The sequence below is a fragment of the Halomonas alkalicola genome, assembly GCF_030704205.1.
GTDB lineage: Bacteria > Pseudomonadota > Gammaproteobacteria > Pseudomonadales > Halomonadaceae > Halomonas > Halomonas alkalicola.
In genome coordinates, this window is sequence record NZ_CP131913.1 from 102,447 (window position 1) to 125,816 (window position 23,370).

The 23,370-nt window shown below is 67.1% G+C and carries 24 protein-coding genes and 3 pseudogenes; 7 read left to right on the forward strand and 20 right to left on the reverse strand.

Annotation, left to right across the window (positions count from 1 at the left end):
* Complete coding sequence (locus B6N23_RS00535; RefSeq protein WP_119021083.1) at positions 1-633, reverse strand: helix-turn-helix domain-containing protein; 633 nt, start codon at positions 631-633, stop codon at positions 1-3.
* Between the two features lie 124 nt (positions 634-757).
* Positions 758-1,711: a histone deacetylase family protein gene (locus B6N23_RS00540; RefSeq protein WP_305501167.1), complete on the reverse strand. Its 954-nt coding sequence runs from the start codon at positions 1,709-1,711 to the stop codon at positions 758-760.
* A gap of 115 nt (positions 1,712-1,826) precedes the next feature.
* On the opposite strand from B6N23_RS00540, the gene B6N23_RS00545 reads away from it, so the two are divergent.
* Positions 1,827-4,574 (forward strand): bifunctional acetate--CoA ligase family protein/GNAT family N-acetyltransferase, encoded by a 2,748-nt coding sequence (locus B6N23_RS00545; protein WP_305501171.1) that lies wholly within the window; start codon positions 1,827-1,829, stop codon positions 4,572-4,574.
* Positions 4,575-4,668: 94 nt separating this feature from the next.
* Here B6N23_RS00545 and pdxH read toward each other — a convergent pair whose 3' ends face one another.
* The 8 genes from pdxH to B6N23_RS00585 form a co-directional block, all read right to left on the reverse strand.
* Positions 4,669-5,310, reverse strand: coding sequence for a pyridoxamine 5'-phosphate oxidase (pdxH, locus tag B6N23_RS00550; protein WP_110068723.1), 642 nt, complete (start codon positions 5,308-5,310; stop codon positions 4,669-4,671).
* Between the two features lie 80 nt (positions 5,311-5,390).
* A complete protein-coding gene (locus tag B6N23_RS00555) occupies positions 5,391-5,948 on the reverse strand; it encodes a recombinase family protein (protein ID WP_003100847.1) in 558 nt (185 codons plus the stop codon).
* Positions 5,942-6,313 carry a hypothetical protein gene (locus B6N23_RS00560; RefSeq protein WP_003100853.1) on the reverse strand — a complete coding sequence of 124 codons (372 nt, stop codon included), beginning with the start codon at positions 6,311-6,313 and terminating at the stop codon, positions 5,942-5,944. The genes B6N23_RS00555 and B6N23_RS00560 overlap by 7 nt, the downstream gene beginning before the upstream one ends.
* The gene (locus B6N23_RS00565; RefSeq protein ID WP_003100856.1) at positions 6,310-6,810 is read right to left on the reverse strand and encodes a hypothetical protein; all 501 of its coding nucleotides are present in this window, start codon (positions 6,808-6,810) and stop codon (positions 6,310-6,312) included. Before B6N23_RS00565 ends, B6N23_RS00560 begins: the two co-directional genes overlap by 4 nt.
* Complete coding sequence (locus tag B6N23_RS00570) at positions 6,807-7,133, reverse strand: hypothetical protein (protein WP_003100858.1); 327 nt, start codon at positions 7,131-7,133, stop codon at positions 6,807-6,809. The genes B6N23_RS00565 and B6N23_RS00570 overlap by 4 nt, the downstream gene beginning before the upstream one ends.
* A gap of 254 nt (positions 7,134-7,387) precedes the next feature.
* Positions 7,388-7,744, reverse strand: coding sequence for a cupin domain-containing protein (locus B6N23_RS00575; protein WP_003465043.1), 357 nt, complete (start codon positions 7,742-7,744; stop codon positions 7,388-7,390).
* Between the two features lie 236 nt (positions 7,745-7,980).
* Positions 7,981-8,367, reverse strand: coding sequence for a HepT-like ribonuclease domain-containing protein (locus B6N23_RS00580; protein WP_003100872.1), 387 nt, complete (start codon positions 8,365-8,367; stop codon positions 7,981-7,983).
* A complete protein-coding gene (locus tag B6N23_RS00585) occupies positions 8,364-8,630 on the reverse strand; it encodes a nucleotidyltransferase family protein (RefSeq protein ID WP_016487057.1) in 267 nt (88 codons plus the stop codon). The genes B6N23_RS00580 and B6N23_RS00585 overlap by 4 nt, the downstream gene beginning before the upstream one ends.
* A 182-nt stretch (positions 8,631-8,812) precedes the next feature.
* On the opposite strand from B6N23_RS00585, the pseudogene B6N23_RS00590 reads away from it, so the two are divergent.
* Positions 8,813-9,259 (forward strand): annotated as a pseudogene (locus B6N23_RS00590) (DUF4158 domain-containing protein); the annotation flags it as partial.
* Between the two features lie 506 nt (positions 9,260-9,765).
* Positions 9,766-11,673: a Tn3 family transposase gene (locus B6N23_RS00595; RefSeq protein WP_305503895.1), complete on the forward strand. Its 1,908-nt coding sequence runs from the start codon at positions 9,766-9,768 to the stop codon at positions 11,671-11,673.
* Between the two features lie 100 nt (positions 11,674-11,773).
* Here B6N23_RS00595 and B6N23_RS00600 read toward each other — a convergent pair whose 3' ends face one another.
* Positions 11,774-12,121 carry a branched-chain amino acid transporter permease gene (locus B6N23_RS00600; protein ID WP_110068722.1) on the reverse strand — a complete coding sequence of 116 codons (348 nt, stop codon included), beginning with the start codon at positions 12,119-12,121 and terminating at the stop codon, positions 11,774-11,776.
* On the reverse strand, positions 12,118-12,822 hold the full coding sequence (locus B6N23_RS00605) for an AzlC family ABC transporter permease (protein WP_249322117.1): 705 nt from the start codon (positions 12,820-12,822) through the stop codon (positions 12,118-12,120). The genes B6N23_RS00600 and B6N23_RS00605 overlap by 4 nt, the downstream gene beginning before the upstream one ends.
* A gap of 342 nt (positions 12,823-13,164) precedes the next feature.
* Between B6N23_RS00605 and istA the strand changes: the two are divergent.
* The 3 genes and pseudogenes from istA (at position 13,165) to B6N23_RS00620 (ending at position 16,281) form a co-directional block, all read left to right on the forward strand.
* A pseudogene (gene istA / locus B6N23_RS17000) lies at positions 13,165-14,705 on the forward strand (IS21 family transposase).
* 16 nt (positions 14,706-14,721) lie between these two features.
* Positions 14,722-15,481, forward strand: a pseudogene (gene istB, locus B6N23_RS00615) (IS21-like element helper ATPase IstB).
* A gap of 113 nt (positions 15,482-15,594) precedes the next feature.
* Positions 15,595-16,281 carry a cytochrome b/b6 domain-containing protein gene (locus B6N23_RS00620; protein WP_302142907.1) on the forward strand — a complete coding sequence of 229 codons (687 nt, stop codon included), beginning with the start codon at positions 15,595-15,597 and terminating at the stop codon, positions 16,279-16,281.
* A gap of 105 nt (positions 16,282-16,386) precedes the next feature.
* On the opposite strand, the gene B6N23_RS00625 is transcribed toward B6N23_RS00620, so the two are convergent.
* The 5 genes from B6N23_RS00625 to B6N23_RS00645 all read right to left on the reverse strand — a co-directional run bounded on the left by B6N23_RS00625 (position 16,387) and on the right by B6N23_RS00645 (position 18,889).
* On the reverse strand, positions 16,387-16,863 hold the full coding sequence (locus tag B6N23_RS00625) for a c-type cytochrome (protein WP_119021078.1): 477 nt from the start codon (positions 16,861-16,863) through the stop codon (positions 16,387-16,389).
* A 92-nt stretch (positions 16,864-16,955) separates the two neighbouring features.
* Positions 16,956-17,357: a DUF2069 domain-containing protein gene (locus B6N23_RS00630; protein WP_169958337.1), complete on the reverse strand. Its 402-nt coding sequence runs from the start codon at positions 17,355-17,357 to the stop codon at positions 16,956-16,958.
* Complete coding sequence (gene wrbA, locus B6N23_RS00635; protein ID WP_305501196.1) at positions 17,357-17,980, reverse strand: NAD(P)H:quinone oxidoreductase; 624 nt, start codon at positions 17,978-17,980, stop codon at positions 17,357-17,359. Before wrbA ends, B6N23_RS00630 begins: the two co-directional genes overlap by 1 nt.
* 34 nt (positions 17,981-18,014) lie before the next feature.
* On the reverse strand, positions 18,015-18,362 hold the full coding sequence (arsC, locus tag B6N23_RS00640; RefSeq protein ID WP_305501198.1) for an arsenate reductase (glutaredoxin): 348 nt from the start codon (positions 18,360-18,362) through the stop codon (positions 18,015-18,017).
* Between the two features lie 83 nt (positions 18,363-18,445).
* Positions 18,446-18,889: a gamma-glutamylcyclotransferase family protein gene (locus B6N23_RS00645; protein ID WP_119021074.1), complete on the reverse strand. Its 444-nt coding sequence runs from the start codon at positions 18,887-18,889 to the stop codon at positions 18,446-18,448.
* A gap of 116 nt (positions 18,890-19,005) precedes the next feature.
* Here B6N23_RS00645 and smrA point away from each other — a divergent pair, with 116 nt between their 5' ends.
* Entirely contained in the window at positions 19,006-19,620 is a 615-nt protein-coding gene (smrA, locus tag B6N23_RS00650) for a DNA endonuclease SmrA (RefSeq protein ID WP_379687188.1), read from the forward strand.
* Positions 19,621-19,672: 52 nt separating this feature from the next.
* On the opposite strand, the gene B6N23_RS00655 is transcribed toward smrA, so the two are convergent.
* From B6N23_RS00655 to B6N23_RS00665, 3 genes are all read right to left on the reverse strand, one after another.
* A complete protein-coding gene (locus tag B6N23_RS00655; RefSeq protein WP_305501200.1) occupies positions 19,673-20,233 on the reverse strand; it encodes a DUF934 domain-containing protein in 561 nt (186 codons plus the stop codon).
* Positions 20,226-21,878, reverse strand: a complete 1,653-nt coding sequence (locus tag B6N23_RS00660; RefSeq protein WP_305501202.1) for a nitrite/sulfite reductase — start codon at positions 21,876-21,878, stop codon at positions 20,226-20,228. The genes B6N23_RS00655 and B6N23_RS00660 overlap by 8 nt, the downstream gene beginning before the upstream one ends.
* 135 nt (positions 21,879-22,013) lie before the next feature.
* Positions 22,014-23,342 carry an MATE family efflux transporter gene (locus tag B6N23_RS00665; protein WP_305501204.1) on the reverse strand — a complete coding sequence of 443 codons (1,329 nt, stop codon included), beginning with the start codon at positions 23,340-23,342 and terminating at the stop codon, positions 22,014-22,016.
* Positions 23,343-23,370 lie beyond the last annotated feature (28 nt).

The following is a 23,370-nucleotide window of genomic DNA, read 5'->3' on the forward strand; positions in this document are numbered from 1 at the left end:
TCAGGCGGCGTCGACTCGAGTGCAGACCGACAGCACCACGGCATCCTCATCGCTCACCGAGATCAGGGCGTGGCCCATGTCGCTGTCGAAGTAGATGCTGTCGCCCTGTTCGAGCCGCAGCGGCTCGTAGAACTCGGTATAGAGCAGGATCTCGCCGTCGAGCACCATCAGGAACTCCTCGCCGTCGTGGCGCACCCACTCGCCGAACTCATCGAAGCTGCGCGCCCGGACGATGGTCTTGAAGGGAATCATGCGCTTCTGGGCCAGCTCGCAGCTGAGCAGCTCGTGCTCATAGGTGGGGGTGGGGTGCTGCTGCCCGTGGCCGCGGCGGGTCAGGTCGCGGCGGCCCATGGTACGGCTCTGCTGGCGAGGCGGCGTGAGCAGCTGGGGCAGGTCGATGCCGAGCCCGCCGATCAGCTTCTGCACAGCGGTGAAGGTAGGCGAGATCTGGTCGTTCTCGATCTTGGAGAGGGTGGAGCGGGCGAGCCCGGTGCGCTGGCTGACGTCTTCCAGGGTCCACTGGTTGGCCAGGCGGATCTCGCGCAGGCGCTCGCCGAGGCGCAGCGGTTCGACGAGCGGCTTGCGGCCCGAGGCGATGCGCAGGGCGGCGTCCTGATCGGTGGTGGCGGTCATCGGCAGAAATTCACTATCGGAAACAGGTTTACTCAAGCTTATCACAGCCCGTCGGCGATAACGCCGTTCTCAGGCCGACCCGGCGCCGCCGTCGGCGGGGAACGTTTCCCGCCGACAGGAAACCTCAGGCCGAGGGTGCGGGGGCGTCGCCGAAGGGCTGGCCGAGCAGCGCCTTGAGGTGGGCCTCGACGCTGCGGCCCAGGGAGTCCAGGTGATAGCCGCCCTCGAGCACCGAGACCAGCCGGTTATCCGCGTAGAGGGCGGCGATCTCCATGGCCATATGGGTGATCCAGTAGAAGTCCTCCTCCTCCAGGCACAGCTCGGCCATCTCGTCCTCGCGGTGGGCATCGAAGCCCGAGGAGAGCAGCACAAGCTCCGGCTTGAAGCGGTGCAGGGCGGGCAGCCAGTCATCCTCGATGGCGCGGCGGAAGGCGGCGCCGTCGGTGCCGGCCTCCAGCGGGGTATTGACCACGTTCTGCCACTCGCTGCGCAGGTAGCGCCAGGGGTAGAAGGGGTACTGAAAGCTGGTACAGACCAGCACATCGGGGTCATCCTTGAAGATGTCGATGGTGCCGTTGCACTGGTGCACGTCGAAGTCGAGGATGGCGATGCGCCGCGCCCCGTACTTGGCGCGGGCGTGGGCGGCCCCCACCGCCACGTTGTTGTAGAAGCAGAAGCCCATGGCATCGGTGGCCTCGGCATGGTGGCCGGGGGGGCGCACCGCACAGAAGACGTTGTCGGCCTGCTGGCGAAAGACCTGGTCGACGCCGCGGATCACCGCCCCCGCGGCCACCCGGGCGGCGTTGAGGCTGTCCGGGTTCATCATGGTGTCGCTGTCCAGGGTGACGATGCCCTCATCGGGCACGCACTTGTCCAGGGCGCGCAGGTGGCGCAGGGGGTGGACCCGCGCCAGCTCCTCCTCGGTGGCCTCGCGGGCCTCGGACTGCATGGTCTGCTGCAGCAGCCCGGAAAGGGACAGCCTGGCTCGGATCGCCTCCAGCCGCAGCGGGCTCTCGGGGTGCTCGGGGCCCATGTGGTGGAGCTGGCAGTGGGGATGGGTGATGTAACCGGTGATCATCGGTGCCTCCAGGCTGACTGGCGTCACTTTACTTTGCCTAATCCCTTGCCAGACAGTGTCAATAGGTCGTACACAGTAGGCAGCCAATCCAGCCACCAGCCGTCGGGAGAGCGTCTTGAGCACCCGTTTCCTGCTTCACTTCTTCGAACCTCGCACCATCGCCGTGATCGGCGCCTCGGAAAAGGCCAGTTCCCTGGGCGGGTTGGTGATCCGTAACCTGCAGGAGGCTGGCTTTCCGGGCACCATCTGGGCGGTGAACCCCAAGGGGTACGAGAGCGTCTTCGGCCAGCCCGCCTTCGCGCGCATCGGCCAGCTTCCCGAGGCCCCGGACCTCGCCGTCATCTGCTCGCCGGTGGCCACGGTGCCGGGGCGCATCGCGCGGCTGGGCAGCATCGGGGTGCGCGCCGCCCTGGTGCTCTCCGGTGGCTCCCATCTGGACGAGGCCCGCGACGGCAAGGCCTCGATCCGCCAGCGCATGCTCGATGCCGCTCGCCAGTCGGGGATCCGCGTGCTGGGGCCCGAGTGCATGGGGCTGATCGTGCCGGGCCGCAAGCTCAACGCCTCCTATGCCAACCGGCCGATCAAGGCCGGCAAGGTGGCCTACCTGGGCCAATCGGGCATGCTCGGCACGGCGATGATCGACTGGGCGGCGGGGCGCGGTGTCGGCTTCTCGCACCTGATCACCCTCGGCGACAGCGTCGACGTGATGCTTCCCGACCTGCTCGACTACATCAACCAGTTCTCGCCGACCCAGGCGATCCTGCTCCATCTGGAGAAGATCCTCGACGCCCAGCACTTCATGACCGCGCTGCGCGACGCCTCGCGCAACCGCCTGGTGCTGGCCATCAAGAGCGGCCGCACGCCCCAGTCGGACCTCACCGGCCTGCCGCCCACGCCGGGGGTCGCCAACCGCGACCAGATCTTCGATGCGGCCTTCTCCCGGGCCGGGGTGGTGCGCGTCCACGACTCCGATGAGCTCTTCGATGCGCTGATGACCCTGTCGCGCATGAAGCCGCTGCGCGGCGACCGCCTGGCGATCGTCTCCAACGGCCTGGGCCCCGCCATGCTGGCGATCGACAAGCTGATCCACGCCGGGGGCAAGCTGGCCTTGTTCACCGAGGAGACGCGCCGCGCCCTCAGGCAGGGCGACTTCGACATGAGCAAGCCGGGGGAGAACCCGGTGGACCTGGGCGGCAACGCCACCCCCGAGAAGTTCGTCGATGCCATCGAGATCGTGGCCGCCGACCCCGGCGTCGATGCCGTGCTGGTGGTGCATGCGCCGACCCGCCTGGCGCCCTCCAGGACCACCGCCGAGGCGGTGGTGGCCAACCGCAAGCGCTTTCGCCGCAACCTGCTGACCAGCTTCATGGGGCTCGAGGAGGCGCTCTCGGCGCGCCACGAGTGCAACCTGGCGGGGATTCCCACCTATGTCTCCCCCGAGAAGGCGATCAACGCCTTCATGCACATGGTGGACTACCAGCGGGTGCAGGCGCTGCTGCAGGAGACTCCACCCAGCCTGCCGTTTGCCACCACGCCGGACATCCGCGCCCGCTGCCGCACCCTGATCCGGGAGGCCAAGGCCGAGGGGCGCGAGACGCTCTCCCACTCTGAGACCGCCCAGGTGCTGGAGGCCTACGGCATTCCGGTGGCCCAGAGCCGCTACGTGGCGACCCCCGAGGAGGGCGCCGAGGCGGCGGAGGCGTTCGATGGCGCCATGGCGCTCAAGGTGGTGCACGAGGGGAACTGCCGGCCGTTTCGCTATCGCAAGCATCCCCACCGGGTCTCGGCGGGGCTGCTGCAGGATCTGAAGAGCCCCGAGCAGGTGGCCGAGGGGGTCGCGCTGCTCGGCGAACAGGTGAGCGAGAAGTATCCCGCCTTCAGGGTTCGCGAGTACTGCCTGCAGCCCATGCAGCGCGGCAAGCACTCGCTGCAGGTGTGCGCCGGGGTCACCCGGGACCCGGTGTTCGGCCCGGTGATCGTCTTCGGTATCGGCGGCTACAAGGTCAATATCCTGGCCGACCGCCAGGTGGCGCTGCCCCCCCTCAACATGACCCTGGCCGAGGACATGGTGGACCGCACCCACGTGGCACGCCTGATCCACGAGCACTCCAGCGACCCGCAGCGCGATATCGGCCGGCTCTGCCAGCTGCTGGTCAAGCTGTCGCAGATGGCCAGCGACCTGCTGGAGCTGCGCGGCATGGAGATCAACCCGCTGCTGCTCAACCGTGACGAGATGGTGGCGGTGGACTTCGCCATGGACCTCGGCACCCCGGCCCGCTTCGCGATCATGCCCTACCCGGAGGAGCTGCGAGAGTGGGTGACCCTCAAGAACGGCTGGGAGGTGGAGGTGCGCCCGATCCGGGCCGAGGACGCCCCGCTGATCACCAGCTTCCACCGCCAGCTCTCCGAGGAGAGCATCCGCTTCCGCTACTTCCACAACAAGTCGGACCTCACCCAGCGCGACCTGTCGATGCTCTCGCACATCAACTACGACCGGCAGATGGCGTTCATCGCCGAACACCTGCAGGAGGATGGCAGCAAGGAGATGCTCGGCGTGGTGCGAGTGTGGAACGACCCGGACAACATCCGCACCGAGTTCTCGGTGATCATCCGCGATGACCTCCAGGGGCTCGGCATCGGCAGCCTGCTGATGAACAAGATGATCGACTACTGTCGCAGTGTCGGCACCCTGGAGATGATCGGCAAGATCATGGTGGACAACCACCCGATGCGCGCCCTGATGAAGCATCTGGGGTTCAGCCAGCGCTACAACATGGAGGAGCAGGTGGTGGATGCGGTGCTGCGCCTCAACGAGCCCCAGAGCGAATGGCAGCGCCATCGCCTGGAGAGCCTGCCCGACTGAGGGCGAGCGCCACGCGGCCCCCAACGCGAGACCCCCGCCGGTGGCGGGGGTCTCGCGTTGTCGATCTGCGGTTTGTGTCGGGCCGCAGGGTCGCTCAGGGGGCCATGCGGAAGTGCTGCCACTGGCCGTCGCGGGCCTCGTAGCGGATGCGGTCGTGGAGGCGGCTGGGCTGGCCCTGCCAGAACTCGATCATGGTGGGCACCACGCGGTAGCCGCCCCAGTGCACGGGGCGCGGGATCTCCTGTCCCTCGTAGGCCTGCTCGAAACGGCTCTGGCGCTCCTCGATCCAGGTGCGCCCGGGAATCACCACGCTCTGGGTGGCCACCCAGGCGCCCAGCTGACTGGCCCGCGGACGGCTGGCGAAATAGGCGTCGGACTCCTCGGCGCTGACCTGTTCGACGCTGCCCTCGACCCGCACCTGGCGCGCCAGGCTGGGCCACCAGAATACCAGAGCGGCATTCGGGACATTGGTGAGCTCGCTGCCCTTGTGGCTGTGGTAGTTGGTGTAGAAGACCAGGCCCTGGTCGTCGATGCCCTTGAGCAGGACGATGCGCGCGTGCGGCAGCCCCTGGCTGTCCACGGTGGCAAGGGTCATGGCGTTGCCGTCATCGCCCTCGCTCTCGAGCGCGAGTGCCAGCCACTCCTCGAACAGCTCCATGGGGTTCTCGGTGGCCTGGGCCTCGTCGAGCTGTCCCCCTTCATAGTCGCGGCGGATATCGGCGATGTTGCGTGTCATGGAAATCTCCTCGAAGTTTCTTGCATGGTCGCCTCTGCGCGCCTTCAGGGGTCGTCTCAGAAAACGGAAAATAAAGCACGCTAAGCGTGCGTGGAGGCTGGCACCCAGCGGTACAGCGTCGGAATGGACACGCCGAGGTTCTTGGCCACGTCCTTGGGCGGCACCCCGCTGGCCAGCAGCTTCTTGGCCGACTCGATCTTGCTGTCGGTCATCTTCGGCTTGCGGCCGCCTTTGCGGCCGAGCTGCTTGGCGACTTCCAGCCCGGCGCGGGTGCGCTCGACGGTCAGCTCGCGCTCCATTTCGGCAAGGCTCGCCATGACGTGGAAGAAGAACCGCCCGGATGGTGTGCCGGTGTCGATGGAGTCGGTGAGGCTCCTGAACTGGACACCGTGCTTGTGCAGATCGCCGACCAGATCGACCAGTTGCTTGACCGACCGGCCCAGCCGGTCGAGCTTCCAGACGACCAAAGTATCGCCTTCGCGCAGCATTTCGAGCGTCTTGGCCAAGCCAGGCCGGTCTGCCCGCGTGCCACTCACCTTGTCCTCGAAGACCTTTTTACATCCGGCCTTGCTCAAGGCTTCGCGTTGCAGCTCCAGGTTCTGATCCTGCGTCGAGACGCGCGCATAGCCAATCAACATGGCTTGTCTCGCGCCCGGTCGATGCGTTCCTGCATCGCCTGCATCACTTCTTCGTGGGTGTACGATCTGGCGTTGGCGTCGGTGGCTTGCCGCAGGGCTTCCTCAACCTCGCGCGTCATCCGCTCGTAATCCTCCGGCCACAGCGCTTGCTCCATGCGCAGCGACGCCTGACCCAGCAGGTGCAGCAGGCTGAACAGCCGCATGTCGTTGGTGGCGACGATGCGCTCCCGAATCTGCTCCTGAATAGCTTCGCTAGCCCGATGCGCTTGTGGTGTGGCAGTCCCCTCGTAGTCAGCGGGGAATTCCGCTTCCTCGGCAATCCTTGCCCAGGCGCTGGCCAGCGCCTCGATGGTTGACGTGCTCATTTCCGCCGCTCCTGTGCTCTTTGGCGAATCAACCGGCCAAGGGGCCTCGACGCGAAAACCAGCAGCATCACGCCTATCGGATACCAGGTCGAGAAGACCACCAAGGCATCGAAGGCTGGCCGTCCGGTGTTGGTAGGCAGTACGGCGGTCACAGCCATCAACCCGCCGACCGTCCAGATGATGCGCCACACGTAGGGCATCACGCGGGGCACGTAGCCGTCATCGAAAGCGGTCTGGTAGTAGCGGCGCAGGCCGCGCTCGGCAAGCGCCTGGCGCTGCCGCTCCGACAGCGCATCCGTCCGGCCATACCAGCGCCGGAATGGTGGACAGCGCAGCAGCAAAGGGGTGAAGAGGATCATCACCGCCACGATCGCGACACCCCACGCCATGACGGCGCCGGCATCGGGCCGCTTGGCGTTCTCGATCACGGGCGCGAAGACGCCCGGAGCACCGATCATCCAGAACAGCGCAATGTGCTGATGGAAGGAGAGCTTCATTTGCTCATCCACTTGCGCAGCAGGCGCTTTTTCAGGGAGGCGCGTTCTTGCGGGTTGCGTCCCTTGTGATTGGCGATGCGATCCGCCGTGGCGGCCTGGCGCTTGACGGGCCAGTAGGAGCGGCCATCCTTGCCCATCGACCAGACGCTGCTGGCCTGGTTTTCCAGCAGGGGCAGATGGGCGCTCAGGGCTTCGGGCGACGCGCTGGTCAGCGCCGTGCGCTCACGGGTGCGCCAGCGCTGATGCCAGAGCTTCTTGTCCTCGCGCTCGCTGCCGCAGGTCGTGTGCCCGACGATGGGTGTTTTGCGGCGGCTGCGGCTCATAACGTAGTGGTCTCCAAGAACATTCAGGACTGATCCCAGGCGTCGATGGTCAAGACCTGATCGGCAGGACAGGCGGCTACGCGGTCGGGAACTGGATGGTGTTCAGTCTCATGCCGACCCCATTCGATTGATCGCGTCGCTTGCGGCACGCTGCGACGCAAGGAGGTTTGCGACCTGGTTTAGCAGCCGTGTCCGCTGCATGTCTGTTACCTATCTCCCCGACCGCTCATTGGACCAACTCCAGAGATTGGGCTCTATCGCTCAGCCAATACGAAACCGGCATTGGCTGATGCCACAACCGAGACGAACACAAATGGCTCGGTACCTGTATTTCGCGCCCCGTGCACTTGGCCCGGTCTTGCCACGGCTATCTCACCTTCCCTGAGGGCACGAACAATCCCATTGCCCTGAAAGTAATCAGCCATTCCCGACAAAACAGTCCACGTGTCTTGGCCGTGAGGATGAATGTGAGCCGCAATTTCCTGCCCGGGATGGACATGCCAAACCACGATAATTGAGTCTCGGGTTTCAAGCACAACGGAACGAATAGGCTCGCCTTCGGACGGCTGAACATACTCGGCTACAGAAAATATTCTCGATTCAACAGTCATCGGAGATCCCTCTTTCACAGTGCCCCCAGACAGGCTGGATATGAGTTCTAACTCGAATTTGAACGGGAGGCTGGTCGTGCGGTCGTGCAGTTGCCGATGAGCGTGTCGGCTGCTGCCTCCTTGCCCACCAGCGAACTCACGTCCGTTGCGGCCATCCAGAAGGTCTTGCCCGAGCGCGGCTCATAGGTCGCGGGATCGAACACGCCAGAGGGGCCGAACATCGGCGGCTTGATTGGTCATGGCTCCATGCCTTTGTCGTTACGGTCTTCATCGTCGGCATCCTGACGCACGGCGGGCAATTGCTGGAGCAACGCCGGCAGCCATTCCTGTACCGTCTCCCACACCACATCGAGGTTGATGTCGAAATAGCCGTGAGCCATGCGATTACGCATATTGCGCATGCTGCGCCACGGCACGTCGGCATGCGCCTGGGTGAACTCGACGTAGCCATCCATCACCTTTGTGGCCGCCTCGCCGATGACGATCAGGCTCATGATGACGGCCTGCTGGGTGCGCTTGTCGGCCAAGAAGTCGTCCTTGGCCATCCCTTCCACGAAGCTGCGCGCATCGGTTGCGGCCTGCTGAATGTGGTCGAGGTAATCGGGCAGGCGGTTCTCGCTCATATCGGTTGCGCCTCCGCGAGCACCTTGGCCCGGAACTTCGGCGGCAGGTCGCCGGGAGTCAGCAGATCGACGTCAACGCCGAGCAGCGATTTCAGTTCTTCTTCCAAATCGCCCAAGTCCAACAACGTGGCACCGGGCAGCGCATCGACCAACAGGTCGAGGTCGCTGCCATCCCGGTCGGTGCCATGCAGCACCGAGCCGAAGACGCGCGGGTTCGCGGCGCGAAAGCGGCCTACCGCTTCACGCACTGCGCTTCGCTTCATGTCAAGCACAACAGACGGTCGCATGCGCATCCTTTCTTATCGAAACTCGTTGAGATGATATGCAATCAAGAATAGAATTTCAAGAACTATTTTCGAGAATCGCAATGCCTTGATTCCCGTGCCGCGCCGGTTGCCTTGGCGGGCTTGTCACAAACCTACTTTTTCAAGAAGAAGGAAACCGCATGCCCCGCCGTTCGATCCTCTCCGCCGCCGAGCGCGAAAGCCTGCTGGCGTTGCCGGACACCAAGGATGAGTTGATCCGTCACTACACGTTCAGCGAAAGCGACCTCTCCATCATCCGGCAGCGGCGCGGCCCGGCCAATCGGCTGGGCTTCGCGGTGCAGCTCTGCTACCTGCGCTTTCCCGGCGTCATCCTTGGCGCTGATGAGCCACCGTTCCCGCCATTGCTGAGACTGGTCGCCAACCAGCTCAAGGTCGGCATCGAAAGCTGGGACGAGTACGGGCAGCGTGAGCAGACCCGACGCGAGCACCTGGTCGAGCTGCAAACGGTGTTCGGCTTCCAGCCGTTCACGATTGGCCACTACCGGCAGGCTGTCCAGTTGCTGACCGAGCTGGCCATGCAAACCGACAAGGGCATCGTGCTGGCCAGAGCCTTGATCGAGCACCTGCGGCGGCAGTCGGTCATTGTGCCCGCCCTCAACGCCGTCGAGCGGGCGAGCGCCGAAGCGATTACCCGCGCCAACCGGCGTCTCTACGACGCCTTGGCTGAGCCGCTGACGGACGTGCATCGCCGTCGCCTCGACGATCTGCTCAAGCGCCGCGACAACGGCAAGACGACGTGGCTGGCCTGGCTGCGGCAATCCCCGGTCAAACCGAACTCGCGGCACATGCTGGAACACATCGAACGCCTCAAGGCGTGGCAGGCGCTCGACCTGCCCTCCGGCATCGAGCGGCTGGTTCACCAGAACCGGCTGCTCAAGATCGCCCGCGAGGGCGGCCAGATGACGCCCGCCGACCTGGCGAAGTTCGAGCCGCAGCGGCGTTACGCGACCCTGGTGGCGCTCGCCATCGAGGGCATGGCCACCGTCACCGACGAAATCATCGACCTGCATGACCGCATCCTGGGCAAGCTGTTCAATGCCGCCAAGAACAAGCATCAGCAGCAGTTCCAGGCATCCGGCAAGGCGATCAATGCCAAGGTGCGGCTGTTCGGGCGCATCGGCTCGCGCAACCCGAGGACTTCGATCTCCTGCACCGCATCGGCGAGAGCTACGCCACGCTGCGCCGCTACGCGCCGGAATTTCTCGACGTGCTCAAGTTGCGGGCCGCGCCCGCCGCCAAGGACGTACTCGACGCCATCGAGGTGCTGCGCAGCATGAACAGCGACAACGCCCGCAAGGTGCCCACCGACGCGCCGACCGAGTTCATCAAGCCGCGCTGGCAGAAGCTGGTGATGACCGACACCGGCATCGACCGGCGCTACTACGAACTGTGCGCGCTGTCGGAGCTGAAGAACGCGCTGCGCTCCGGCGACATCTGGGTGCAAGGCTCGCGCCAGTTCAAGGACTTCGAGGACTACCTGGTGCCGCCCGCGAAATTCGCCAGCCTCAAGCAGGCCAGCGAATTGCCGCTGGCCGTGGCCACCGATTGCGACCAGTACCTGCATGACCGGCTGACGCTGCTGGAAACGCAGCTCGCCACCGTCAACCGCATGGCGCTGGCCAACGAGCTGCCGGACGCCATCATCACGGAGTCGGGCCTGAAGATCACGCCGCTCGATGCGGCGGTGCCCGATACCGCACAGGCCCTGATCGACCAGACGGCGATGATCCTACCGCACGTCAAGATCACCGAATTGCTGCTGGAGGTAGACGAATGGACGGGCTTCACCCGGCACTTCGCCCACCTGAAGTCAGGCGACCTGGCCAAGGACAAAAACCTGTTGCTGACCACGATCCTCGCCGACGCGATCAACCTGGGCCTGACCAAGATGGCGGAATCGTGCCCCGGCACGACCTACGCCAAGCTGGCCTGGCTGCAAGCCTGGCACATCCGCGACGAAACCTACGGGGCGGCACTGGCCGAGCTGGTCAACGCGCAGTTCCGACATCCCTTCGCCGAGCATTGGGGCGACGGCACCACGTCATCGTCGGACGGCCAGAACTTCCGCACCGGCAGCAAGGCCGAGAGCACCGGCCACATCAATCCGAAATACGGCAGCAGCCCAGGGCGGACGTTCTACACCCATATCCCCGACCAGTACGCGCCGTTCCACACCAAGGTCGTGAACGTCGGCGTGCGCGACTCGACCTACGTGCTCGACGGCCTGCTGTATCACGAATCCGACCTGCGGATCGAGGAGCACTACACCGACACGGCAGGGTTCACGGACCACGTCTTCGCGTTGATGCACCTGCTGGGCTTCCGCTTCGCCCCGCGCATTCGTGACCTGGGCGACACCAAGCTCTACATCCCGAAGGGCGATGCCACCTACGAGGCGTTGAAACCGATGATCGGCGGCACGCTCAACATCAAGCACGTCCGCGCCCATTGGGATGAAATCCTGCGGATGGCCACCTCGATCAAGCAGGGCACGGCGACGGCCTCGCTGATGCTCAGGAAGCTTGGCAGCTACCCGCGCCAGAACGGCCTGGCCGTCGCCCTGCGTGAGCTGGGACGCATCGAGCGCACACTGTTCATCCTGGACTGGCTGCAAAGCGTCGAGCTGCGCCGCCGCGTGCATGCCGGGCTGAACAAAGGCGAGGCGCGCAACGCGCTGGCCCGCGCCGTGTTCTTCAACCGCCTGGGGGAAATCCGCGACCGCAGCTTCGAGCAGCAGCGCTACCGGGCCAGCGGCCTCAACCTGGTGACGGCGGCCATCGTGCTATGGAACACGGTCTATCTGGAGCGGGCCGCGAACGCCTTGCGTGGCCACGGTCAAGCCGTCGATGACGGCCTGTTGCAGTACCTGTCGCCGCTCGGCTGGGAGCACATCAACCTGACCGGCGATTACCTCTGGCGCAGCAGCGCCAAGATCGGCGCGGGCAAGTTCAGGCCGCTACGGCCGCTGCAACCGGCTTAGCGTGCTTTATTTTCCGTTTTCTGAGACGACCCCCTTCAGCTCAACACCCTTTACCTTTATCGGGCGGGTTTTGTGACCCTAAGCATATGGCGATGCGCGCTCAAGGTGTCCAGCCCAGCTGCACCATGGCCATGTAGGCCGCGGTGCCGCCGATGATGGAGAGCAGGGCGTTGCGCCGCCACAGGTGCAGCGTGACCACCGCCAGGGAGGCCAGGATCATCGGCCAGCCATTGGCCGCGGCGTTGAGCTGGCCCTCGGCCAGCGGGCGGAAGTCGCGCAGCGCATAGATCACCAGGATCATCATCACCGTGGGGGGCAGATAGCGGCCCAGGTGCAGGATCAGCGGGTGCTCGGCCTGACGGGCCAGGGCCACGAAGGGGATCACCCGGGTGGCGAAGGTGGCCAGGGCGCACACCGCGATGAACAGCAGCAGGGTGGTGTGGCTCATGGGCGACTCTCCTGGGGCCGGGCCGGGCGCTGGAAGCGGTAGTGGGCCAGCAGTACCAGGCTCGCCGCGCCGATCGCGCCAAGCAGCAGGTGGCGGTCGGGCACCAGCAGCAGGGCTCCGATGCCCGTTGCCAGGGCAATCACGAAGGGCAGCGCCTGGCGCAGCCGGCGCGCCTGCTCCAGGGTGAGCACGATGAAGAGCGCGGTGAGGGCGAACTCGATGCCGCGGCTGTCGAATGCCAGGGTGCTGCCGATCAGCGCCCCGGCCAGGGAGCCGAGCACCCACCAGGCCTGGTTCAGCAGGCCGATGCGAAAGGCCAGGGCATGGTCCCGGGCGCGCTCCGGCGGCAGGGTGGTCAACAGCGAGTAGGTCTCATCGGTGAGCGAGAAGATCAGGTAGGGCTTGCGCCAGCCGGCGCCCTTGAAGCGCCTGAGCAGCGAGAGCCCGTAGAACAGGTGCCGCGAGTTGAGCATCAGGGTGGCCACCGCCACCTCGACCAGGCCGGCACCGGCGGCAAGAAGCGCCACCGCCAGGAACTGGCCGGCCCCGGCGTAGATGGCCAGCGACATCAGCAGGGCGGCCCAGACCGGGATGCCCACCTCGATGGCCAGGATGCCGAAGGCGGCCCCCAGCGGCAGGTAGCCGAACATCACCGGCACGGTCAGCGTGCCGGCCTCGCGCCAGGCGTTGGGCGATGACAAGAGGTACACTCCTTCTGCGGGCCACCGGCATGGGGGTGGTGTCCATGGAATCGCCCATGGTAAGCCAAAAAACTGGCTTTGGCAGCCCGGGGCCGGAGAATCCACTGCAATTGCGTATTCCGAGCCATCGTGACCGCCCGTTCCGATCTATCGTGACCGACCATTCCGGGCCAACGTGACCGGCCATTCCGTTTCGTCGTGACCGATTTCGGCCTCTTTCCCGGAATCCGTGGTCACGATGTCGGAATCATCGGTCACGTTCCCGGAATCTCACCTAACTCGCTGGAATGATTCGGATTTTTACGGCATACCCCTCCTTTTGCCTTTGCCCTGGAGGGGGACATGCCAGCACCGAGGATTCCTATGCGAACCATCACCGAGGTGTTGCGCCTCAAGTACGACGCCGGCCTCAGCCACGAGAAGATTGCTCGGGCCTGCGGCCTCTCCAAGGGCGTGGTCAGCAAGTATGTCAGCCTGGCCCAGGTGGCCGGCATCCGCTGGCCGCTGCCTGACGCCACCGACGAAGCAGCGCTGGAGGCGCGACTGTTCCCGGCCAAGTCGCCGCCGATGCGCTTCTCGGCGCCGGACTACTTCCAGGTCCACCAGGCGCTCAAGCGCAAGGGCGTCACCCTGCAGCTGCTGTGGGCGGAGTACGTCGAGGTCCATGGCGACAAGGCCTACCGCTACAGTCGGTTCTGCGACCATTACCGCGCCTGGCGGAATCGCCAGCGGCGCAGCATGCGACAGGTCCACCGTGCCGGCGAGAAGCTGTTCATCGACTACTGCGGCCCGACCGTGCCGATCATCAACCAGGCCACCGGCGAGGAGCGACGGGCCCAGGTGTTCGTTGCCGTGCTGGGCGCCTCCAGCTACACCTATGCCGAGGCGACCTGGAGCCAGGCGCTGCCCGACTGGATCGCCTCTCACCAGCGTGCCTTCCAGTTCCTGGGCGGTGTCCCCGAACTACTCGTCCCCGACAACCTGAAGAGCGCCGTGACGCGCGGGCGTGTCGCTACGAGAGCCAGCTCAACGCGACTTATGCCGAGATGGCCCGGCACTACCAGGTCGCGGTGCTGCCGGCGCGGCCTTACAAGCCCAAGGACAAGGCCAAGGCGGAGGCCGCGGTGTTGCTGGTGGAGCGCTGGATCCTGGCTCGCCTGCGCCACCACACCTTCTTCACGCTGGCCTCGCTGAACCAGGCCATCCGCGAGCTGCTGGAGGATCTCAACCGCCGCCCCTTCCAGGGCCGCGAGGAGAGCCGGCGTGACCTGTTCCAGGCCATCGACCGGCCGGTGCTGCGCCCGTTGCCGGAGACGCCTTACGAGTACGCCGAGTGGCGCAAGGCCAAGCCCGGCATCGACTACCACCTCGACCTCGACAAACGCTTCTACAGCGTCCCCCACACCCTGGTGGGCCAGGTGCTGGAGGTGCGCCTGACCCACGCCATGGTGGAGGTGTTCCACAAGGGGCACCGGGTGGCGGCGCACCCGCGCCACGCGCCGGGGCGTTTCTCGACCCTGGCCGAACACATGCCCAAGCGCCACCAGGCGCACCGCGACTGGTCACCGAGCCGCTTCCTGGCGTGGGCCAAGGACATCGGCGTCGCCACCCTGGAGATGACCCAGCGGCAGCTGCAGGACCGCCCCCATCCCGAGCATGGCTACTGTGCCTGCCTGGGCCTGCTGCAGCTCAGCCGGCGCTACGGCAAGGACCGCCTGGAGCAGGCTTGCGCACATGCCCTGGCGATCCCCACCACGCGCTACAGCAGCATCGCCTCGATCCTCAAGCAGGGGCTGGATCAGCAGCCGATGCTGACGCTCCCCGAGGCGCTTGACGACCTGCCGCCCCACACCAACGTGCGCGGTGCCGAGTACTACCACTGACCCGAGGAGACGACCGATGATGACCCAGCCCCTGCTCGACACCCTGCGCCGCCTCAAGCTGACCGGCATGCACGACGCCCTGGCTCACCAGCTCACCCAGCCGGACACCTACGACCTGCCGTTCGCGAGGATCGTCTGGGCATGCTGCTCGACCGTGAGGTCCTGCATCGCGATAACCGTCGCCTCGACCGGCTGCTGAAGGCCGCCAAGCTGCGGGTGATGGCCTGCGTCGAGGACATCGACTACCGCCACCCCCCCGCGGCCTGGAGCGGGGCCGCATGGCACCGCTGACGAGCGGCGAGTGGATTGGCCAGTCACTCAACCTGTGCATCACCGGCCCCACCGGGTGCGGCAAGACCTGGCTGGCCTGCGCGCTGGGCAACCAGGCCTGCCGGCAAGGTTACTCGGTGCGCTACCTGCGGGTGCCGAGGCTGTTCGAGCAGCTGCGCATCGCCCAGGGCGACGGCTCTTACGCCCGGCTGATGGGCCAGCTGCAGAAGACCGACCTGCTGATCCTCGACGACTGGGGCATGCAGAAGATGACCGCCCCGCAGCGCCAGGACCTGATGGAGGTGATCGAGGACCGGCACGGCCGGGGCTCGACGCTGATTGCCAGCCAGCTGCCCATCGAACACTGGCACGACTACATCGGTGCCGCGACGGTGGCCGACGCCATTCTGGACCGGCTGCTGCACAGCGCCCACCGCCTGACACTCAGAGGAGAATCAATGCGCAAGAGCGCCGCCCCGCAAGCGGCAGAAGTTGACCCATCGTGACCGGTCAGCTTACAAAACCAGAACCAGCGAGAGAGGGGTGAGCAAATCGGTCACGATCCCCGGAATGACCGGTCACGTTCGCTGGAATATGCAGCAATCAGCAAGGAGGCAAGATGACGCGACTGAAAGTCTGGGATGTGCCGACACGGCTCTTTCACTGGGGGCTGGTCGGCTGCGTGGCGCTGGCGTTCTACACCATGAAGACTGACGGGGCGCCCTTCATCTTCCCGATCGATATCCACGCCCGGGGCGGCTACGTGCTGATTGGCCTGCTGCTGTTCCGCTGGCTGTGGGGCCTGGTGGGCAGCCATCACGCCCGCTTCGGCAGCTTCCTCTATTCGCCGGCCACCCTGTGGGGCTATGCCCGGCGCCTGATGAGCGGGCGTCTGCCCCTCTTCGCCGGCCACAATCCCCTGGGCGGCCTCATGGTGATGGTGATGCTGCTGTCGCTGACCTTCCAGGCCGTCAGCGGCCTCTTCCTGACCGACGACATCTTCTTCAATGCCCCCCTGCATGGCCTGGTGGACCGCAGCACCGCCCGCACCCTGGCCGGGCTGCACCACCTCAACGCCAACCTGCTGATGGGGCTGATCGCGGCGCACCTGCTGGCCCTGGTGGTGCATCGCCTGAAGGGAGAACGCCTGGTGGGGGCGATGATCACCGGCCGCAAGTCCCTGGCGGGAGAGCCCGAGGACGCCCCCTCGGCCGGCGCTCAGGCCCAGCGTCCCGCCCGTCCCTGGCTGGCCCTGGTGGTGATCGCCATCGCCGCGCTGCCGGTGATCTGGCTCTGGAACGCTTGAACGCCATCCGCGCGGCGAGGTCATGGCAGATGCAAAAAGAGAGCGGGGCGGCCCTTAGGCCGCCCCGCGCGATGTTGACGCTGCAACCGCAGCCGGGACCGTGCCTCAGTCCGCGCGGTAGTTGTCGTGGCAGCCGCGACAGCTGTTGACCACGGCCCCCATCTGGCGACGCAGGTCGCTGAACTCCGCCTGGTCATCGACCATCTCGGCCAGGGTCGCCGCCTCCCGGCGGAAGGTGGCCTGGCGCTCCTCGAAGCCCGCCCAGTCGTCGCCGATGACCGCCAGCGCCCGCGTCTCGATGCCGTGACCATCCCCCTGCAGCGAGCCCTCGATGAAGGCCTCCCAGGGCAGGTGCGCGAGGGCCGCCAGGTTGCCCGCGCGCAGCGCGAACTCCTCGGCGTCATAGTCGATGTTGCCCTGGACCATGTCGCCCAGCGGGCCGGTCTGGAAGGCCATCACGCGCAGTGCGTCCTGGCGATACTCGATCGCCTTGTCGACCTCCAGCGCCTGGGCGGAGGCGGAGGCGAGCAGGGCGGCGCAGAGGCCGAGGGGAGCGAGCAGGGAGCGTCGGGTTGCGGTCATCACGATCTCCTTTCGTGTGGCGGGTCATGAATTGTATGGCTTGAGTCAGCCGTCTTGAGTTGAATCAAGCCTTTCAAGCGTAGCACGTGCGCCTAGTTCCCGCGGGCCGCGCGCTGCTGGCGGCTGCGAAAGCGGGCATAGAAGGTGCAGCCGCCGAACAGCGCCAGCGCCGCCAGGGCGATCAGCCAGCCCAGCCAGCCGAGCCCGGGCAGGATCGCGACGTTCACCCCGATCATGAAGTAGAGCAGGCTGACGAAGGCCAGCCAGGCGTGCCCGCGGGGTCGCTTCGCCAGCAGGGAGGGCAGGAACAGCGCCAGTGGCAGCAGGAAGGCCAGCAGCGGACGCAGGTTGCCATCGTCGCGAGCCAGCAGAAGACCCCAGGCCAGCAGGGCCAGGACCAGGATCCCGTAGCTGCCCAGCACCCAGCGGCGCGACCGGTCGGTCAGGTGATCCAGCCCCTTCTCGGCCTCCAGGGCTTCGAGCCAGCGCCTCATCAGCACTCCTCCCTGGGCATCGCCGACAGCGCCAGGGCGATCCTGGCCAGGCGGCGGCCCTGGGCGTGGGCCAGGTGGCGCTCCCGCTCGTCCAGGGGGCGGTCGCTGCGCTTGCCGGCCAGGTGGCTGGCCCCGTAGGGGGTGCCACCGCTGGTGGTCTCCATCAGCTCGGTCTCGCTGTAGGGCAGGCCTGCATAGAGCATGCCGTGATGCAGCAGGGGCACCAGCATGGTCAGCAGGGTGCTCTCCTGGCCGCCGTGCAGGCTGGAGGTGGAGGTAAAGGCGGTGGCCGGCTTGTCGATCAGTGCCCCGCCGAGCCACAGCTCGCTGGTGCCGTCGAGGAAGTGCTTGAGGGGGGCGGCCATATTGCCGAAGCGGGTCGGGCTGCCGATCGCCAGCCCCGCGCAGTGGCGCAGGTCGTCGAGGCTGGCGTAGATGGCCCCCTCGGCGGGAATCTCCGGGTCTACCGCCTCGCAGGTCGGCGAGACTGGCGGCACGCTGCGCAGCCGCGCCTCGATGCCGCGAACGGACTCGACGCCGGCAGCCAGCCGTTCGGCCATGGCGCGGGTGGCGCCGTGGCGGGAGTAGTAGAGGATCAGCACATAGGGCAGGGAGGCGCTCATCGGGGCTCCTGAGGCAGGGAGGGGTGGGAAGGGGTCACTCAAGCAGGCGGAGAACGTCTTCGGGCGGGCGGCCGATCACGGCGCGCCGGCCGTCGTCGGCGATGGGGCGCTCCATGAGCCGCGGATGGGCGACGATCGCCGAGATCACCTGCTCGACGTCGCTGGCATCGGCATCCAGGGCTTTCCACTCGGGCTCCTTGGTGCGGATCAGGGCCGAGTGGTCGCCGTCGAGGCGGGCGATCAGCGCGCGCAGCTCGTCTGCGTCGAGCGGCGCCTCCAGGTAACGGCGTACCTCCACCGGCACGCCGCGCTCCTCGAGCAGGGCCAGCGCCTGGCGGGACTTCGAGCAGCGCGGATTGTGGAGGAGGGTGATGGCGGTCATGTCGACTCCTTGTCGAGGGCGGTTCGCCGCCGGGACCGGCCCGGGGCGTGGCAGCGGCCATTGTATTCGGCGGCGTGGGGCGCTCACAACCGAGCCCCGTCGAGGGCCTCCTCGGGCAGGCGCCGGTAGACCCAGGCGTCGCTGCCGTCGGCCAGGGTGAGGCGCACCCGTTCGTAGCGCAGGCCGAGGCGCTCGTAGCGATCGAGCCGGGCGAGCTCCTCGGCGCTCACCGTGATCACCTCGCCCTCGACGCGCTCGCCGGGGGCCTCCTCCAGGTCGAGGGCGCTGCGGCGGAAGTCCTCGAGCGTGGCCGGTCGTGACTCGCCGGCGCGGCCGGTGACGATCCAGCGCACCAGCCCCGAGCGCAGAGTGCCGTAGACGAAGACCTCGTGGGGGCCCGCTTCAATGGGGGGCAGATGGTCGGGGCGATCATAGGTGAAGGGGCTGAGCATGGTCAGCCAGAGCCAGCCGGCGAGGGCAAGGGGCAGGCCGAGCAGGGTGGCGAGCAGCAGGTGTAGGCGTCGCATGGGGCTCCTTCCGGGAGGGGAGCGTCCCATCCTGCCATGCCGCGAGGGCGTTGTCCGGTGTTCGTCATCGGGCGGCTTAAGCCGGGCCGAGCGCTCTGCTAGGATGGAGCCTCCCCATGACGAACGTGAGGTGCCCCATGACCCGGCAGGCGTGTTACGACCTCGACTTCCAGGCCCTGATGGGTGACGTACGCCCGCTCTCCCGGGACCTCAATCGCGCCGACCCCGGTCGCACGCGTCGCGCGCCCAGCGAGGCACAGCTGGCCAGGCGGGAAAGCGCCGCCGCTGCGCCAGCAGGCCATGGCTTTCTCTCCGATGATTTCGTCGACCTGGTGCCCCCCTTCGATCCCCTCGAGTACCGGCGTGACGGCATCCAGCAGGGGGTGGTGGACCGCCTGCGCCATGGCGGCTACGCGGACCAGGCGCGCCTGCACCTGCTGCGTCGCCCGCTGGAAGAGTGCCGGCGAGCGCTGCCGCCCTTCATCCACGAGGCCTTCGCCCACGACCTGCGCTCGGTGCTGATCGTCCACGGCCGCGGCCAGGCGATCGACAGCCCGGCCAACGTGCTGCGCTCCTACCTGGCCAAGTGGCTGCCCCAGTTCCCGGAGGTGCAGGCCTATGTCTCCGCCCAGCCCGCCGACGGAGGCCTCGGCGCTACCTGGGTGATGCTGCGCAAGAGCGAGCGGGCGAAGGCGGCCAACCGCGAGCGGCAGCAGAAGCGAAGGGGATAAGCCCCGCCTCAAGCGTGAGCAAGCCCTTGCTGGCGACAGGCCCTGATGATGGTCAGGCGAAGGCAGCCGCCTCTTCGCGGGCCTGGGCCCACTCCCGCTCGCGGCGGCGGAACAGCGGCTCCGGCTGGTCCACGGCCGGTTGGTAGGCGCGGCTGAAGGCGCCCAGGGCGCGCTGGGCATCCTCCAGCCACTGGTCCTCGCGCAGCGAGAGGCCATCGAACCCGCAGCGCGTCATGAAATAGAGCTGATCCACCAGCACGTCGCCCACCGCACGGATCTCGCCGCCAAAGCCGTGGCGCTCGCGCAGCAGCCGCGCCAGGCTGTAGCCGCGCCCGTCGGTGAACTTCGGGAAGTCCACGGCGATCAGCGGCGCCTCGGCCAACCGCTCGGCCAGGGCGTCGGTCAACTCGGTGTCGGCCGGGAGCCAGGGGGCCAGGGTGGCGCTCGGTGCGGCCTCGAGCCAGTCGGCGAGGGGCAGGATGGCGGCGCCGCCCACGGGGGCCTCGCCCTCGCGGACCAGGGTCCAGGTGTCCGCGGCGGGCTGGCCGCGGAACAGGTAGGGGCGTGACTCGGGGCGTGACTCGGGGCGTGAAATGGGGGCTTGATCAGGCATAGACCCGCTCCTTGAAGGGTTTGAGGCCGATACGGCGATAGGTGTCGAGGAAGGTCTCGCCGTCGCTGCGCTCACCGACGTAGACCTGAAGCAGGGTATCGATCACTTCCGGGACCTTCTCGCGGCTGAAGGAGGGGCCGAGGATCTTACCCAACGACGCTTCGTTGCCCTGGGCGCCACCCAGCGAGATCTGGTACCACTCCTCGCCCTTCTTGTCGACGCCGAGGATGCCGATCTGGCCCACGTGGTGGTGGCCGCAGGCGTTCATGCAGCCGGAGATATTGAGCTCCAGCGGGCCCAGGTCATAGAGGAAGTCGAGGTCATCGAAGCGTTCCTGGATCGCCTGAGCCACCGGGATGGACTTGGCATTGGCCAGGGCGCAGTAGTCGCCCCCCGGGCAGCAGATCAGGTCGGCCAGGGTGCCCACGGTGGGGTTGGCCAGGCCCAGGGCATCCAGGCGCTGCCACAGCTCGTGGAGGCGATCCACCGGCACGTCGGAGAGCACCAGGTTCTGCTCGTGGGTGACCCGCAGCTCGCCGAAGCTGTACTCGTCGGCGAGATCGGCGATCTGGTGCATCTGCTCGGCGGTCACGTCGCCGGGGGACTGACCGGCTCGCTTGAGCGACAGGGTCACCGCCTTGTAGCCGGGCACCTTGTGGCCGGTGACGTTGTTGGTCACGAAGCGGGCGAAGGCGCGATTCTCGCCGCGCAGCCGCTGGAAGGCCTCGATGGCCTCGGCGCTGACCGGGCGGCGTTCGGGGTCGACGAAGTGGCCGGCAACCGCCTCGACGGTTTCGTGGGTGAGGGTCTGGGGGCCATCCTTGAGGTGGGCCCACTCGGCGTCGACCCGGCGGCGGAACTCCTCGATGCCAAGCGCCTTGACCAGGATCTTGATGCGCGCCTTGAACTTGTTGTCGCGGCGACCGAACTGGTTGTAGACCCGCACCAGCGCCTCGAGGTAGGTCAGCAGGTGGCGCCAGGGGAGGTCCTCGCGCACCACGTCGCCGATCATCGGCGTGCGGCCCAGGCCCCCACCGGCCAGCACCCGAACGCGCACCTCGCCGCTGTCGTCGCGCCACAGGCGCAGGCCCACGTCATGGACCTGGATGGCCGCGCGATCCTCTGCGGCACCGGTGACGGCGATCTTGAACTTGCGCGGCAGGTAGGCGAACTCCGGGTGGAAGGTCGACCACTGGCGGATCAGCTCGCACCAGGGGCGCGGATCGACCTCCTCATCCTCGGCCACCCCGGCGAACTGGTCGGTGGTGGTGTTGCGGATGTCGTTGCCGCTGGTCTGGATCGCATGCATCTCCACGCTGGCCAGCTCCGCCAGCATGTCCGGCACCGTCTCGAGCTTCGGCCAGTTCAGCTGCAGGTTGGTGCGGGTGGTGAAGTGGCCATAGCCGCGATCATAGTCGCGGGCCAGGTCGCCGAGCTTGCGCAGCTGGTAGGAGGCCAGCATCCCGTAGGGGATGGCGATGCGCAGCATGGGGGCGTGACGCTGGACATAGAGCCCATTCTGCACGCGCAGCGGAAGGAATTCCTCCTCGCTGAGGCGGCCGGCCAGATAGCGCTCCATCTGGTCGCGGAACTGGGCGACGCGTTCATTGACGAGGGTCTGGTCGTGGGTGTCGTAGCGGTACATTCAGCCGTTCCTGCTGCAGTGAAGGGTGGCGGAGCCTGAGGGAGCACCATACGCGCCCCGCGTTATACTTGGAAAGAATAAATGTTTATAGTTTTTATGCGAAAAGTAATTACCGGGCCGCGGCAGGGCGGCCCGTCACACCCTGAGGCGCTGCCAGCGTCGGCGCTGCCAGATCACCACGAACCAGGCGGAGTTGAGGCAGCGATAGCCGAGCTGCGCCCACCAGATGCCGAGCAGGCCCTGCTCGAGGCCCACGCCGATCCACCACGCCAGCGGCAGGAACACCAGCCACTGCAGGCCGAGGGTGGTGGTCATCACGGTGCGATTGGCGCCGGCGCCGAGCAGCGCCTGGGCCAGCACCAGGGCGGCGGCATCCAGCACGATCATCAGCGCGGTGAGCTGCAGAGGGAGCCGGCCCAGTTCGATCAGCGCCGGGTCATGCAGGAAGAGCCCCAGCACCGCCTCGGGAAACAGGGCCATGGGCAGCGCCAGGGCCGCGAGGCACAGCCAGGCCAGGTGCACCACCTCCCAGCCCCAGCGATGGGCATCGCCATGGGCCTCGCGGCCCAGTGCCTGGCCCACCAGGCTCATGGCGGCCATGCCGAGCCCCACCCCGGGCAGGATCAGCAGCAGCGAGAGGTTCACTAGCACGTGGCCCACGGCGACGCTGCGGGTATCGATCTGGCCGAGGATCCAGAACAGCACCGCGTAGCCGGCGGCGAACCACAGCTGCTGGAAGGAGTGGGGGGTCGCCAGGCGCAGGGTGGTCGCGAAGGTGAAGCGCCGCGGGAGGCCGGCGAGGAAGCCGCTGCCCCTGGCATGGCGCGCGCTGAGAAGCGCCCAGATGGCCAGCCCCAGGAACAGCGACAGGCTGGTGCCGGCCCCGGCGCCGGCGGCTCCCATGGCCGGCAGGCCCAGGTAGCCGAAGATCAGCGCCAGGCTCGCCGCCACGTTGACGGCGTGCATCACGAGGATGATGCGCAGGTAGATGCCGGTCTGCTGGATACCGTTCCAGTAGCCGCGAAAGCAGAAGATCATCGCCACGGCGTTAAGCGACACCACCCGCCAGCGGAAGTACTCCACCGCCACGGCGTTGACCGCCGGGTCCTGGTTGATCAGCGCCAGCAGCCGCGGCGCCTGCCACAGGCAGAGCAGCGTGATGGGCAGCGATGCGATGACCGCGATCACCAGCCCCGCATTGAGCGGCACCGCGCGCCGCTCCCAGGCCTCCTCGCCGTGGCGCCGGGCGGTCTGGGCCTGAACCCCGGAGGAGAGGCCGAACACCAGGGCGGTGATCAGGAACATGGCATAGCCGCCGATGCCGACGCCGGCCAGGGGCACCTCGCCCAGCGACCCCACCATGGCGGCGTCGATCAGGTTGATCAGGCTCTGGGAGAGCATGCCGGCGATGATCGGCAGGGCGAGGCGGAGGATCGTCTGGCGGCGAGTGGGCTCGGGCAGCATGGGGGTCCGTCGAGTCAGGGCCCGCAAA

Bases quoted from the DNA above. Each gene is read 5' to 3' on its own strand.
- B6N23_RS00535 (WP_119021083.1), bottom strand. From the start codon at position 633: ATGACCGCCACCACCGATCAGGACGCCGCCCTGCGCATCGCCTCGGGC.
- B6N23_RS00540 (WP_305501167.1), bottom strand. From the start codon at position 1,711: ATGATCACCGGTTACATCACCCATCCCCACTGCCAGCTCCACCACATG.
- pdxH (WP_110068723.1), bottom strand. From the start codon at position 5,310: ATGACACGCAACATCGCCGATATCCGCCGCGACTATGAAGGGGGACAG.
- B6N23_RS00555 (WP_003100847.1), bottom strand. From the start codon at position 5,948: ATGTTGATTGGCTATGCGCGCGTCTCGACGCAGGATCAGAACCTGGAG.
- B6N23_RS00560 (WP_003100853.1), bottom strand. From the start codon at position 6,313: ATGAGCACGTCAACCATCGAGGCGCTGGCCAGCGCCTGGGCAAGGATT.
- B6N23_RS00565 (WP_003100856.1), bottom strand. From the start codon at position 6,810: ATGAAGCTCTCCTTCCATCAGCACATTGCGCTGTTCTGGATGATCGGT.
- B6N23_RS00570 (WP_003100858.1), bottom strand. From the start codon at position 7,133: ATGAGCCGCAGCCGCCGCAAAACACCCATCGTCGGGCACACGACCTGC.
- B6N23_RS00575 (WP_003465043.1), bottom strand. From the start codon at position 7,744: ATGACTGTTGAATCGAGAATATTTTCTGTAGCCGAGTATGTTCAGCCG.
- B6N23_RS00580 (WP_003100872.1), bottom strand. From the start codon at position 8,367: ATGAGCGAGAACCGCCTGCCCGATTACCTCGACCACATTCAGCAGGCC.
- B6N23_RS00585 (WP_016487057.1), bottom strand. From the start codon at position 8,630: ATGAAGCGAAGCGCAGTGCGTGAAGCGGTAGGCCGCTTTCGCGCCGCG.
- B6N23_RS00600 (WP_110068722.1), bottom strand. From the start codon at position 12,121: ATGAGCCACACCACCCTGCTGCTGTTCATCGCGGTGTGCGCCCTGGCC.
- B6N23_RS00620 (WP_302142907.1), top strand. From the start codon at position 15,595: ATGACGCGACTGAAAGTCTGGGATGTGCCGACACGGCTCTTTCACTGG.
- B6N23_RS00625 (WP_119021078.1), bottom strand. From the start codon at position 16,863: ATGACCGCAACCCGACGCTCCCTGCTCGCTCCCCTCGGCCTCTGCGCC.
- B6N23_RS00630 (WP_169958337.1), bottom strand. From the start codon at position 17,357: ATGAGGCGCTGGCTCGAAGCCCTGGAGGCCGAGAAGGGGCTGGATCAC.
- wrbA (WP_305501196.1), bottom strand. From the start codon at position 17,980: ATGAGCGCCTCCCTGCCCTATGTGCTGATCCTCTACTACTCCCGCCAC.
- arsC (WP_305501198.1), bottom strand. From the start codon at position 18,362: ATGACCGCCATCACCCTCCTCCACAATCCGCGCTGCTCGAAGTCCCGC.
- B6N23_RS00645 (WP_119021074.1), bottom strand. From the start codon at position 18,889: ATGCGACGCCTACACCTGCTGCTCGCCACCCTGCTCGGCCTGCCCCTT.
- smrA (WP_379687188.1), top strand. From the start codon at position 19,006: ATGACGAACGTGAGGTGCCCCATGACCCGGCAGGCGTGTTACGACCTC.
- B6N23_RS00655 (WP_305501200.1), bottom strand. From the start codon at position 20,233: ATGCCTGATCAAGCCCCCATTTCACGCCCCGAGTCACGCCCCGAGTCA.
- B6N23_RS00660 (WP_305501202.1), bottom strand. From the start codon at position 21,878: ATGTACCGCTACGACACCCACGACCAGACCCTCGTCAATGAACGCGTC.
- B6N23_RS00665 (WP_305501204.1), bottom strand. From the start codon at position 23,342: ATGCTGCCCGAGCCCACTCGCCGCCAGACGATCCTCCGCCTCGCCCTG.